Annotated in this window: 13 protein-coding genes and 1 pseudogene; 13 read left to right on the top strand and 1 reads right to left on the bottom strand. The window is 36.8% G+C overall.

Translation table 11 applies throughout. The features are described 5' to 3' along the window. Window positions 1–327 precede the first annotated feature (327 nt). Window positions 328–1,476, top strand: coding sequence for a 30S ribosomal protein S1 (gene rpsA / locus Y7E_RS0117305; RefSeq protein WP_017152529.1), 1,149 nt, complete (start codon window positions 328–330; stop codon window positions 1,474–1,476). Window positions 1,477–1,488: 12 nt separating this feature from the next. Next, complete coding sequence (gene fni, locus Y7E_RS0117300; protein WP_017152528.1) at window positions 1,489–2,538, top strand: type 2 isopentenyl-diphosphate Delta-isomerase; 1,050 nt, start codon at window positions 1,489–1,491, stop codon at window positions 2,536–2,538. Window positions 2,539–3,037: 499 nt separating this feature from the next. Here fni and Y7E_RS31005 read toward each other — a convergent pair whose 3' ends face one another. Next, window positions 3,038–3,172 (bottom strand): YpzI family protein, encoded by a 135-nt coding sequence (locus Y7E_RS31005; protein WP_017152527.1) that lies wholly within the window; start codon window positions 3,170–3,172, stop codon window positions 3,038–3,040. Between the two features lie 119 nt (window positions 3,173–3,291). On the opposite strand from Y7E_RS31005, the pseudogene Y7E_RS0117290 reads away from it, so the two are divergent. The 11 genes and pseudogenes from Y7E_RS0117290 to folE all read left to right on the top strand — a co-directional run bounded on the left by Y7E_RS0117290 (window position 3,292) and on the right by folE (window position 12,417). Further along, window positions 3,292–3,902: pseudogene (locus tag Y7E_RS0117290) on the top strand (YphA family membrane protein). Beyond that, a complete protein-coding gene (locus Y7E_RS0117285; RefSeq protein ID WP_017152526.1) occupies window positions 3,895–4,788 on the top strand; it encodes a YIEGIA family protein in 894 nt (297 codons plus the stop codon). Before Y7E_RS0117290 ends, Y7E_RS0117285 begins: the two are co-directional and overlap by 8 nt. Continuing rightward, entirely contained in the window at window positions 4,785–4,970 is a 186-nt protein-coding gene (locus tag Y7E_RS0117280) for a capping complex subunit for YIEGIA (RefSeq protein ID WP_017152525.1), read from the top strand. The genes Y7E_RS0117285 and Y7E_RS0117280 overlap by 4 nt, the downstream gene beginning before the upstream one ends. A gap of 124 nt (window positions 4,971–5,094) precedes the next feature. Further along, entirely contained in the window at window positions 5,095–6,405 is a 1,311-nt protein-coding gene (gene der, locus Y7E_RS0117275) for a ribosome biogenesis GTPase Der (protein WP_017152524.1), read from the top strand. A gap of 18 nt (window positions 6,406–6,423) precedes the next feature. Further along, window positions 6,424–7,446, top strand: coding sequence for an NAD(P)H-dependent glycerol-3-phosphate dehydrogenase (locus tag Y7E_RS0117270; RefSeq protein WP_017152523.1), 1,023 nt, complete (start codon window positions 6,424–6,426; stop codon window positions 7,444–7,446). 119 nt (window positions 7,447–7,565) lie between these two features. After that, complete coding sequence (locus Y7E_RS0117265; protein ID WP_000369751.1) at window positions 7,566–7,817, top strand: stage VI sporulation protein F; 252 nt, start codon at window positions 7,566–7,568, stop codon at window positions 7,815–7,817. 483 nt (window positions 7,818–8,300) lie between these two features. Continuing rightward, window positions 8,301–8,504: a DUF2768 domain-containing protein gene (locus Y7E_RS0117260; protein ID WP_017152522.1), complete on the top strand. Its 204-nt coding sequence runs from the start codon at window positions 8,301–8,303 to the stop codon at window positions 8,502–8,504. A gap of 109 nt (window positions 8,505–8,613) precedes the next feature. Beyond that, window positions 8,614–9,324 (top strand): hypothetical protein, encoded by a 711-nt coding sequence (locus tag Y7E_RS0117255; RefSeq protein WP_026049249.1) that lies wholly within the window; start codon window positions 8,614–8,616, stop codon window positions 9,322–9,324. A gap of 237 nt (window positions 9,325–9,561) precedes the next feature. Then, entirely contained in the window at window positions 9,562–11,040 is a 1,479-nt protein-coding gene (spoIVA, locus tag Y7E_RS0117250; RefSeq protein ID WP_017152520.1) for a stage IV sporulation protein A, read from the top strand. Between the two features lie 413 nt (window positions 11,041–11,453). Further along, a complete protein-coding gene (locus tag Y7E_RS0117245) occupies window positions 11,454–11,726 on the top strand; it encodes an HU family DNA-binding protein (protein WP_001043860.1) in 273 nt (90 codons plus the stop codon). Window positions 11,727–11,847: 121 nt separating this feature from the next. Continuing rightward, a complete protein-coding gene (gene folE, locus Y7E_RS0117240; protein ID WP_017152519.1) occupies window positions 11,848–12,417 on the top strand; it encodes a GTP cyclohydrolase I FolE in 570 nt (189 codons plus the stop codon). The last annotated feature ends 77 nt before the right edge of the window (window positions 12,418–12,494 follow it).

The raw sequence follows: 12,494 nt of genomic DNA, 5'->3' as shown, positions 1-12,494 counted from the left end.
ATTTTAAAAAATATTAGCATAGTGGAGAATGGTGAGACGCTTTCCTTGACAAATAAGTCAATTTGTAAGAAGTTAGTAAAAGAAGAGAAACTGTCAGAATATATTCGCTATTATATTTTAAAACATACTTTATTCAAGGAGATTTTGCTGTATACTATTTATATAGGTTTCTATATCTTCTATGAAGTGTATGGAAAAAAGTAGGTTGCTCTATGTATTGAAAGTGAGTATATGCTAAAAATTTCTTATAACATGCAAATGAAAGCATTTGTTTTCATTTCGTATATACATAAAAAAGCTTTGTCAATTCTGTAGGGAGGTATTTCCATGGTAGAGAAAATGAATGAAGAAGTTGTGGATTCAAAAGCATTACAAGTGGGTGACGTTGTTACAGGTTCTGTAACGAAAGTTGAAGAAAAACAAGTTCTTGTAAATGTTGGATACAAAACAGATGGCGTTATTCCGATTAGTGAATTAGCTAACGTTCATATTGAAAAAGCGAGCGATGTTGTAGAATTAGACCAAACTCTTGAATTAAAAGTTATTAAATTAGAAGATGATGATCTTGTATTATCGAAACGTGCTGTTGATGCAGAAAAAGCATGGGTAGAGCTGCAAGGAAAATTCACTTCAGGTGAAGTGTTTGATGTTACTGTAAAAGATATTGTCAATGGTGGTTTAGTTGTGGATCTTGGTGTCCGCGGATTTATTCCAGCTTCACTTGTAGAAATGCACTATGTAGAAGATTTTACTGATTATAAAGGAAAAACATTAGCGGTGAAAATCGTTGAATTAGATCGTGAAAAGAATCGTGTTATTCTTTCACATAAAGCAGTTGTAGAACAAGAATTAGAATCGAAGAAAAAGGAAGCGATCTCTTCTTTAAAAGAAGGAGATGTTGTGGAAGGTACAGTTCAACGATTAACTGACTTCGGTGCTTTTGTGAATGTTGGTGGCGTAGATGGTTTAGTACACATTTCACAAATTTCTCATGATCGCGTTGAACAGCCTTCTGATGTGTTAACACAAGGACAAAGTGTTAAAGTCAAAGTGTTATCAGTTGATGCAGATACGCAGCGCATTTCTTTATCGATTAAAGCCGCTCAGCCAGGACCTTGGGAAAATGTTGCTGCTGAAGTTAAAGCGGGTGATGTTCGAGAAGGTATAGTAAAGCGTATTGTTACATTCGGTGCTTTCGTTGAAATTTTACCCGGCGTAGAAGGACTTGTGCACGTATCACAAATTGCAAATCGCCACGTGAAAAATCCAAATGAAGTATTAGAAATGGGACAAGAAGTGAAAGTGAAAGTACTTGAAGTACATGCAGCAGAAAAACGCATTTCTTTAAGTATAAAAGAAGCTGTTGAAGAAAATAATGAAACAGAAGATTACAGCCAATATGAGCCAACTTCTGAATCTGCAACTTTCCAATTTAGTGATATTATTGGTGAACAACTGAAAAAATTAAAGAAATAAAGAGGGGTACAAGTGGTAAGGGCAAAACGAAAATTAGAACATATTGAATACGCTCTTTCCACCGGACAGTCTCGTATACATGGCTTTCATGACATTGCTTTTGTCCATCAAAGCTTGCCAAATTCATGTTATGAAAGTATTACATTTGAAACGGAAATCGGCGAACTTTCATTAAGTTCGCCGATTTTTATCAATGCGATGACTGGTGGTGGTGGAGATCACACATTACATATTAATGAACAGTTAGCACATGTGGCCAAGCATCATAATCTTGCGATGGCTGTCGGTTCTCAAATGGCTGCGTTAAAAGATGAAAGAGAAGCATCCTCTTATCGAATTGTTCGAAAGGTAAACCCAAATGGCATCATTTTTGCAAATTTAGGTAGTGAAGCGAGTGTTGAACAGGCAAAGCGAGCGGTTGATATGGTTGAAGCAAATGCTTTGCAAATTCATTTGAATGTCATTCAAGAACTAACGATGCCAGAAGGGGATCGGGATTTTACAGGCGTATTAGAGCGGATTGAGCAAATTGTTATAAGTTCGCAGGTTCCGGTTATAGTGAAAGAAGTAGGGTTTGGTATGAGTAAAGAAGCAGTACAGCAACTAGCTAATGTTGGCGTTACAGCTGTAGATATTGGTGGTTATGGTGGCACAAACTTTGCTGCAGTTGAAAATGAACGAAGGCAGCGAATGCTTTCTTATTTTAACGATTGGGGCATTCAGACGGCAGCCTCTATAATAGAAGCATCCTCAATAAATAAAAACCTCTCTCTTATTGCATCTGGTGGCATACAAACAGCGCTTGATGTAGCAAAAGCGATCGCACTTGGTGCTCGGGCGACGGCTTTTGCTGGCTATTTTTTACGTATATTAATGAATGATGGTGTAGACAAATTAATCGAAGAAATAGAACTTTTACATACGGACTTACAATTTATTATGACGGCTCTTGGATCGAGCACACTTTCTGAGCTTCAGCGAGTGCCGCTTATTGTAAAAGGTGATACGTATCATTGGTTGTCGCAGCGAGGGATTGATACGAAGAATTACAGTATGAGATAGGGTTAATAGGAGATGAAAAAATCAACCATTCGGTTGGTTTTTTCTTTTGTGTATATGCAAGATATAATATGTAGTTCATTGGTACAGGTAGAGATTTTATTGTGACTTGTTTGGAAAAAATGTAAAGATCATATACTTTTGTTACAGGAAAAAGCCTTTTAATTGACACTTACCAAAGTGATAGGATTTATAATGCAGAAACGAAAAAACTGTATTTTGAATAGATGTTTGTTATTGGAACTACTTACCACCTATGCTAGCGCTTAGAGGTGGGAGTTTTCTTACCTAAAGTTAGTTAAAATCAAGCAGTTTAGCGAAAATGCACTACATCTAAAAATTAAATGAAAAGTTTTTTGTATTTAAGTGTTTAAAAGATGGTTTCGGTGCTGTACCGAAACCATCTTTTTTCGTGTCCATCAGGAGTTAAATTGAATTTAATGTCATGCTAAATTTTAGGTCTTGTCTTTTGAATCTTTGCAAAGTAGTGATGTTTTTAAGTTTAATGCTGATTTTGTTGACGAGCTTGCTCTGGTGTATCCAGACTAGTTGCACCAGGATATTGCAATGATTGATCACGATCCGATTCAACGCGGCGTGATTGTTTTAATTTCTTTTCTTGACGGTCTTTTCCCATCGTTATCTACACCCCCTCAATAGAAAGTGTTGCTGTTATAAGAAAAAACTATGCAAAAAGAAGAAAAGGATTAGTTTTCATAAAAAGTTCCCATAATGGAAATGATAGGAGGGGAAAATATGGATGGAAGTTATTTTTATTTTTTAGCGTGGATGGGCTGGATTGTTACAACATTTTTTTTGAAAAAAGATGAAGTTCGCTGGAAAATTAGTGCGATTATACTAATATTTATTATTTGTTCACAAATAACCGTATCTATTGCTTCTTTCATTGTATCAATAAATGCACTTATACTCGGCAGTATTTCATTTTTTGGGATTGCTCTATATTCTATATGGAAAAAAATGTACGCCTTATTGTCAGCGCTTATTATTGCTATGCTATATACAAGCTTTCATTTATTAGAGGTGTATGATCCGATTTGGATTATTATTGATCGAACCTTTATGTTAAGTGGTGCTCTTGTATACGCGTCAATTTTATTACATCGAGATCGTTTATTACGTCTATGTTCTTTATATGCTGGAGCGCTACAAGGAGAAATATTGGTAACGTTTATTTTTCGCAGGCTGCATTTTCCATATGAAATTGGTAGTTTGACATTTTTTGATATCATTGCTGTTTCTACACTACTTGTTATGATGATGTCTTACATCGTAAAAGTATCGGCGTATAGAGGACAATTTAGAAAAAAACATGTAAAAGAAAGGCAAGGATAATACATGACTGAATATACACCAGCCATTTTATGTGGCGTCATTGCTGGAACAGTAACGCGAATTTTGATGCTTCGCACAGATACGAGGCAGTATCCGACACGTTTACATGGAAAAATCATTCACATTGCTATGGGATTAATTGCAGCAGCTTTAGGAGCGATTGCTATTCCGTCTATTTTGAAGAAGGATTTTTCAGCGATTACTTTCTTGACGTTGGCTGCGTCTCAATTCCGAGATGTTCGAAATATGGAAAGAAATACACTGCAGCAATTAGATGGGTATGAACTTGTACCACGTGGAAACACATATATTGAGGGGATAGCTCTTGTGTTTGAAAGTCGCAACTATTTAGCGATGCTAACAGCATTTGTGACAACATTTATATATATAGGTTTTCATTCGTGGATTGCTGGTGTAGTTGCTGGTATATCGGGATTCGTTATTTCAAGAATATTGATGTCTGGTAAAAGGTTACGTGATCTTGTAGACATTGAGCATGCTCCTCTCCGGTTTGAAGGAGCAGGACTATATATTGATAATATTTATATTATGAATATTGGATTGCCAGCAAGGCAAGAAGAAATTATGAAGTATGGAATGGGTTTTATTTTAAAGCCTAAGTCTATTGACGCAAGGGTAACGATTTCTAATCTTGGACAACGACAAGCAATTTTGCATGATGTTTCAGTTGCATTAGGCATATTTAGAGATTCTGGAACCCCGGCGTTAGTCCCATTAGCTAAGCGTGATTTGGAAGATGGAAGAGTAGGAGTATTTGTACTCCCGCAAGATCAAGATGTAAAAAAAGCGATTGCGGTAATAGGAAATGTACCAACATTAGAAAGTGCGGTTCATATGTCATCAGAGGCCCCAAAAGGAAGGGGAGATCTGCGATGATATTAGAAAGCTATATTCTTGCTGTAATTACAACGACGCCAGAAAAGTTTGCTGGGGGAGCACCTTTGTTTATTTGTGGCTCAAAAGAAGAAATGGAATTTGTAGCAAATAATTTAGAAGCGATTTTAGACGGTATTGCTCATCGTTTGCAAGAGAATGTATATATTATTGTGAAACATTAGTAACATATGATATAATATGAGATGTTTTGATATGATGAGAAATATTCTGGAATGCAAATCCCTTCTTGCACAAAGAAGGGTTTTTTACATAATAAACAGAAGCAAGTTGAAAGGATGAAAGTATATGCCGAAACCAGTAGTGGCAATAGTAGGACGCCCGAACGTAGGGAAATCTACTATTTTCAATAGAATTGTTGGAGAGAGAGTTTCAATTGTAGAAGATATCCCAGGTGTAACACGAGATCGTATTTATAGTGCGGGAGAATGGTTAAATCACGAATTTAACATTATTGATACAGGTGGAATTGATATTGGAGACGAGCCATTTTTGACACAAATTCGTCAACAAGCAGAAGTAGCGATTGATGAAGCTGATGTTATCATTTTTATGACGAATGGTCGTGACGGTGTAACTGCAGCAGACGAAGAAGTTGCAAAAATTTTATATCGTTCTAAAAAGCCAGTTGTACTTGCTGTAAATAAAGTTGATAATCCAGAGATGCGTAATGAAATTTATGATTTTTATGCATTAGGATTTGGAGAGCCATTCCCAATTTCAGGCACACATGGTTTGGGATTAGGGGACTTACTTGATGAAGCTGCGAAGCATTTTCCAAAGATTGAAGAAGAAGCATACGATGACGAAACGATCCGTTTCTCATTAATTGGACGTCCGAACGTAGGGAAATCTTCACTAGTAAATGCATTGCTTGGTCAAGAACGTGTAATCGTAAGTAACGTAGCAGGAACAACACGTGATGCTGTCGATACACCATATAGTAAAGATGGTCAAGATTACGTTATCATTGATACAGCAGGAATGCGTAAAAAAGGGAAAGTATACGAGAGTACCGAAAAGTATAGTGTACTACGTGCACTGAGAGCGATTGAACGTTCTGACGTTGTCTTAGTTGTATTAGATGGTGAAGAAGGAATTATTGAACAAGATAAGAAAATTGCTGGTTACGCACATGACTCAGGGCGAGCAGTAATTATTGTTGTGAACAAATGGGATGCAGTAAAAAAAGACGAAAAGACAATGAAAGCATTTGAAGAAAATATTCGTGCTCACTTCCAGTTCTTAGATTATGCGCCAATTGTATTCTTATCTGCGAAAACAAAAAAACGTACACAGACATTATTACCGGTTATTAATGAAGTGAATGAAAGTCATAGCATTCGCGTACAAACGAATGTATTAAATGATGTAATTATGGATGCGGTGGCAATGAATCCAACGCCAACGCATAATGGTAGTCGTCTGAAAATTTTCTATGCGACACAAGTTGCAGTGAAACCACCTACATTTGTTGTCTTTGTAAATGACCCAGAATTAATGCACTTTTCATATGAGCGCTTCTTAAAGAATCGTTTACGTGAGTCATTTGGCTTCGTAGGAACGCCAATTCGAATTATTTCTAGAGCAAGAGACTAATGGAGAGGATGTGATTTTATGAAAAAAATCACAGTAGTAGGAGCAGGTAGCTGGGGAACAGCGTTAGCGATGGTATTAGCTGACAATGGCCATGATGTACGCATTTGGGGAAATCGTCCGGAGCTCATGGATGAAATCAATATGAAACATGAGAATAGTCGATACCTTCCAGGGATTACATTGCCAAGCACAATCGTAGCCTACTCTTCTTTAGAAGAAGCATTAGTAGATGTAGATACAGTACTTTTGGTCGTGCCGACGAAAGCGTATCGAGAAGTATTGCGAAATATGAAAGATATAGTTTCACAGCCGATTACTTGGATTCATGCAAGTAAAGGAATTGAACCGGGTACTTCAAAACGTATTTCGGAAATGATTGAAGAAGAAATTCCAGCACATCTTATTCGTGATGTTGTTGTCTTATCAGGACCGAGCCATGCGGAAGAGGTAGGGCTTCGTCAAGCTACAACTGTCACTGCCGCTGCAAAGCGAATGGAAGCGGCTGAAGAAGTGCAAGATTTGTTTATGAACAGTTATTTCCGAGTATATACGAATCCCGATATCGTCGGGGTAGAGCTTGGCGGGGCATTAAAAAATATTATTGCGCTAGCCGCTGGAATCACAGATGGGCTTGGATTAGGAGATAATGCTAAGGCCGCTTTAATGACGCGAGGGTTAACAGAAATTGCTCGTCTAGGAAGAAAGATGGGCGGTAATCCGCTAACGTTTGCTGGTTTAACAGGAATGGGTGACTTAATTGTAACTTGTACAAGCGTTCATAGCCGAAATTGGCGTGCTGGAAATATGCTTGGAAAAGGACATTCTTTAGAAGAAGTACTAGACAGTATGGGAATGGTCGTTGAAGGTGTAAGAACAACAAAGGCTGCTTACGAATTAGCAGAGAAAATGGAAGTTGAAATGCCGATTACGGCAGCTTTATATGATGTACTATTCAATGGGAATAATGTGAAAGATGCAGTAGGGTCATTGATGGGTCGTGTTCGTAAACATGAAGTTGAAGCAATACCTGATTTATTATAAGTAAAAGCTGTATGCGTGCAACAAAAAGCACGTATACAGCTTTTTGTTTTTCTAGGTCTTTTCACCATTTATTTCTTTTTGCATACGATGGAGTGTAACTTGAAGAGAGGGTGAAGGAAATGGATAATAACATTTTCAATAATATTGAGAAAGAAGCGAAAGTAAATAAAGACGATATTTTTAAATTAGCGTCATCTGTACAAAATGCAAATTTACGGGATGAGAAAGTACTACGTCAATTAATCCATCAGGTCGCAGTAATGGCAGGGCGAGAGGTACCAAAAGAGCAAGAAGATCAAATTGTAAAAGCGATTATTAATAATAATATGCCAACTGATTTTAGCTCGTTAAGTAAAATGTTTAAAAAATAAAGTATGAGAAACAATGGATTCGAGGATTGCATACGATAGCTATGAAAAATGGAAATGGAGCTGTTTGTGGGCATATTTGGTCAACCGAAGCGAAGATGATACATTCGCTTCGGTTTTATTTTTGTCTCAAAGTTTAGCAGAAAGTAAAGGAGTGAGGGGAAAGGGGGTTTTCATCAATTAAAGCTTATTTTTGTTGATTTTATTTATATATAAATCCATTTTGTATTTTCAACATATAAGTTGCTGCTACGAAGACACTCATTTACTCTCGTTGTTTTCACTCGGTATGGGGCAGGTAGAGGGTCTGACCGCTTCTTTGCACGGCCGGATGCTCTCTCCTGCCTAAAAAGGTTTTATATCGTATTTTCAACTTGTATGTATATAGAAGAGTGGTTTTATAATAAAATAGTGGATTCTATTTATTTAAAATTTTTAATTTGTTAAAATAGTATAAAAACAATTTAATGATTAAGGGGTGTGTATATGTCTGAAGGGCTTATAAAAATGTGGTTTTCTTTAGGGGCTATGGGGTTTATGTTTATTGCCGTGGTGTTTATTTTATTAAGTAGACATAAAATGAAGAATAAAATTTTGAAAGGGATTACAGCGATAGTTGCTTATACACTTATGGTTGTATCTGGGATTGTTATTTTCCTTGTAGTGTTTAGTGGACCGGTTGAACAATAAGAACGAATAACCACCACTCTTTGTTTTCAAGTAGATGGTGAGGAGGTAGGTGGAGATGTGTAAACAAGCTTTAATGGATGTGAGTGAGAAAATAAAGGATGGATTGTCTGTGAAAAAAAACTATGTTATTTTAATATTTTGTTGTGTAAGCCTTTTATCAGGATGTATGTATCCTAGAGAAAATATGAAACAAAATGCTGTCCCTTATGAAGATCAGTTACAAGCTGTTCAAAAGGCAGTCAATACATATAAGGAACAAAATAGTGGTTTATTACCAATTAAAACGCGTGACATGAATACACCGATTTATCAAAAATACCCCATTGATTTTCAAAAAATTGCACCACGTTATATACAAGAAGCACCTGGAAATGCGTATGAAAGTGGTGGTGTGTATCAATACGTATTAGTAGATGTAGAAACAAATCCAACGGTAAAGTTACTTGATGTCAGAATGGCAGAACAAATACGAGATGTCAAGCTGAAATTGCAAATGTATCGCGATGACCATCAATACCCTCCTTTTAAAAAGGTTATTGCAGATGGTGTTTATGAGCTTGATTTCAAAAAAATGGGATATAAAGATGTACCTCAAGTGACAAGTCCGTATTCCGGAAAAGGGTTACCGCTTGTAATCGATGAAAAAGGAGAGATTTTTGTTGATTATCGAATGGATTTATATGAAATATTACAAAAAAATGGAGAAAAATTGAAAGAGGGAGAAGATATTCGGAATATGCTTTTAAAAGATACACCATTTGTGCCCGCATACTCTTTACCGTATACAGTAAGAAACGGAGAACCAATTTTTTTTAAATGATAAGTCATGAACCTTTCTTTTAGCGAATAAGTTCTAGAAGAAAGGTTTTTTCATGTAATACAACTTATGATGAACACAAAAAGTTCTTTTTAAATAGTCATATGAATTTAGGACAAAATCATATGATATATTGTCCGCACTTCTAGAATATTTTATATGATAGAAAACATCAATGAAGGTTATTGTATGTGAATACAAACTTGTATTATTCCCAAAAATTTTGAGGGAGGGAATCACTTGGAAAAGGTCGATATTTTTAAAGATATTGCTGAACGCACAGGCGGTGATATTTATTTAGGGGTTGTAGGAGCTGTTCGAACAGGAAAATCAACATTTATTAAAAAATTTATGGAGCTTGTTGTTATTCCGAACATCGAAAATGATTCAGATCGTCAGAGAGCACAAGATGAATTACCTCAAAGTGCCGCTGGACGTACGATTATGACGACAGAACCGAAATTTGTTCCAAACCAAGCGGTTTCCATCCATGTTGATGACGGTCTTGAAGTAAATATTCGATTAGTAGATTGTGTAGGTTATACGGTTCCTGGAGCGAAAGGGTATGAAGATGAGAATGGTCCACGCATGATTAATACACCTTGGTATGAAGAGCCTATCCCGTTTCATGAGGCTGCTGAAATTGGAACGCGTAAAGTAATTCAAGAACATTCTACTATTGGGGTTGTCATTACAACTGATGGAACGATTGGAGAAATTCCAAGACGGGATTATATAGAAGCAGAAGAACGTGTTATCAATGAGTTAAAAGAAGTAGGTAAACCATTTATCATGATTATTAATACTGTACAGCCGTATCATCCAGATACAGAACAGTTACGTCAAAGTTTATCAGAAGAGCATGATATTCCTGTATTAGCAATGAGTGTGGAGAGTTTAAGAGAAACAGATGTTTACAATGTACTTCGCGAAGCTTTATTTGAATTCCCTGTTTTGGAAGTGAATGTGAATCTACCAAGCTGGGTCATGGTGTTAAATGAAGGACATTGGTTACGTCAAAGTTATCAAGAAGCTGTTCAAGAGACGGTTAAAGATATAAAACGGCTTCGTGATGTAGATCGCGTTGTTTGGCAGTTTAGTCAATATGAGTTTATTGATCGGGCGAGTTTAGCTGGGATTGATATGGGGCAAGGGGTTGCCGAGATTGACTTATATGCACCAGATGAGTTGTACGATCAAATATTAAAAGAAGTTGTAGGTGTAGAAATTAGAGGGAAAGATCATTTGTTAAAGTTGATGCTTGATTTTTCTCATGCAAAAACGGAATATGATCAAGTTTCAGATGCTTTAAGAATGGTTAAACAAACAGGGTATGGTGTGGCTGCACCTGCCTTAGCTGATATGAGTCTAGATGAGCCAGAAATTATTCGCCATGGATCGCGATTTGGTGTGAAATTAAAGGCCGTTGCACCGTCTATTCATATGATTAAAGTCGATGTTGAGTCTACATTTGAGCCGATTATTGGTACTGAAAAGCAAAGTGAAGAGCTTGTCCGTTATTTAATGCAAGATTTTGAGGATGATCCGCTTTCTATATGGAATTCTGATATCTTTGGACGCTCGCTTAGTTCAATTGTTCGAGAAGGGATTCAAGCGAAATTGTCTTTAATGCCTGAAAATGCACGTTATAAATTAAAAGAAACGCTCGAAAGAATTATTAACGAAGGCTCTGGCGGATTAATTGCCATTATTTTATAAGCAAAAGCTCCCTGCTCGAAGGGGGGCTTTTGCTTTTTTATCCAGCTATTCGCGAGCAGTAAGACTCCTACCGCAAGATTTAAAGAAAAGCGAGGAGGATAGGTGGAGAGATAAAGGTCCGTAAACGTCCGGTTCGTGATGGAAGTTTCGCTTTATAGGGGAGCAGGTAGCAAATAAACAGACATTATCTAACACTTTGTAGCATATTGTCAAGTTTCATCGTTTTTTCACATTTTCGCAGTAACAATTTCTTTAAAAATATTGAATTATACAGGAGAATCGTATAATATAGGCGTTGATAATGATTTATCTACATCTTTGTAGTATAGAATTTGTAAAAATTGCCTACAAATGAAAGTAAGACTCATTTTATGATCATTATACAGTCTTATCTTTGGGAGGAGGTGAATGGCATGAACAAGACAGATTTAATCAATGCTGTTGCAGAAGCAAGTTCCCTTTCTAAAAAGGACGCAACAAAAGCAGTTGACGCTGTTTTTGATTCTATCTTAGAAGCTTTAAAACAAGGTGATAAAGTACAATTGATCGGATTCGGTAACTTCGAAGTTCGTGAGCGTGCGGCTCGTAAAGGACGTAACCCACAAACTGGTGAGGAAATTGAAATCGCTGCAAGTAAAGTACCTGCATTCAAACCTGGTAAAGCGTTAAAAGATGCGGTTAAATAATCTTTACATATTAACAGGGAAGAAGAGTTTCCTTTTTGGGAGCTCTTCTTTTTGCTTTTAAAATCATAAATATGCTAGAATGTTTTCGTATCACTTTTAGGTTTTTCGGGAGGGCTTGCGGATGGCAAAAGTTAACTTAGAACAAATTGAACAGGCGGTGCGCCTCATTTTAGAAGCGATTGGGGATGATCCTAATCGTGAGGGAGTACTAGATACACCAAAACGTGTTGCAAAGATGTATGCAGAAGTATTTTCAGGTATGCACGAAGATCCGAAGGAACATTTGCATAAAGTGTTTGGAGAAGATCACGAAGAACTTGTATTAGTGAAAGATATCCCGTTTTATTCGATGTGTGAGCATCACCTTGTTCCTTTTTATGGAGTTGCTCATGTTGCGTATATTCCACGTGGTGGAAAAGTAACGGGTTTAAGTAAATTAGCTCGTACTGTAGATACAATTGCACGTCGTCCACAACTTCAAGAACGTATTACTTCAACAGTAGCTGATTCTATTATGGAAGTACTAGAACCACATGGTGTGATGGTAGTTGTTGAAGCAGAGCATATGTGTATGACGATGCGCGGTGTGAAAAAGCCTGGTGCAAAAACGGTAACTACAGCAGTGCGCGGTGTACTAGAAAATGATGCAGCGGCACGTAGCGAAATCTTGTCTTTTATTAAGGCAAAGTAAAGGAAAGCGGGAAACTGCTTTTCTTTTTTATTTATATCATTTTAATAAGAGTTTCTTTGTGATTCTGGCTATTTATC

This window comes from Bacillus bingmayongensis, from assembly GCF_000299035.1.
GTDB lineage: Bacteria > Bacillota > Bacilli > Bacillales > Bacillaceae_G > Bacillus_A > Bacillus_A bingmayongensis.
This window is presented reverse-complemented; position numbering and strand designations above follow the sequence as displayed.

Coding starts and splice junctions, on each gene's coding strand:
- Y7E_RS0117245 (WP_001043860.1), top strand. CDS start 11,454: ATGAACAAGACAGATTTAATCAATGCTGTTGCAGAAGCAAGTTCCCTT.
- der (WP_017152524.1), top strand. CDS start 5,095: ATGCCGAAACCAGTAGTGGCAATAGTAGGACGCCCGAACGTAGGGAAA.
- folE (WP_017152519.1), top strand. CDS start 11,848: ATGGCAAAAGTTAACTTAGAACAAATTGAACAGGCGGTGCGCCTCATT.
- Y7E_RS0117260 (WP_017152522.1), top strand. CDS start 8,301: ATGTCTGAAGGGCTTATAAAAATGTGGTTTTCTTTAGGGGCTATGGGG.
- Y7E_RS0117285 (WP_017152526.1), top strand. CDS start 3,895: ATGACTGAATATACACCAGCCATTTTATGTGGCGTCATTGCTGGAACA.
- rpsA (WP_017152529.1), top strand. CDS start 328: ATGGTAGAGAAAATGAATGAAGAAGTTGTGGATTCAAAAGCATTACAA.
- Y7E_RS0117270 (WP_017152523.1), top strand. CDS start 6,424: ATGAAAAAAATCACAGTAGTAGGAGCAGGTAGCTGGGGAACAGCGTTA.
- Y7E_RS0117265 (WP_000369751.1), top strand. CDS start 7,566: ATGGATAATAACATTTTCAATAATATTGAGAAAGAAGCGAAAGTAAAT.
- Y7E_RS31005 (WP_017152527.1), bottom strand. CDS start 3,172: ATGGGAAAAGACCGTCAAGAAAAGAAATTAAAACAATCACGCCGCGTT.
- Y7E_RS0117280 (WP_017152525.1), top strand. CDS start 4,785: ATGATATTAGAAAGCTATATTCTTGCTGTAATTACAACGACGCCAGAA.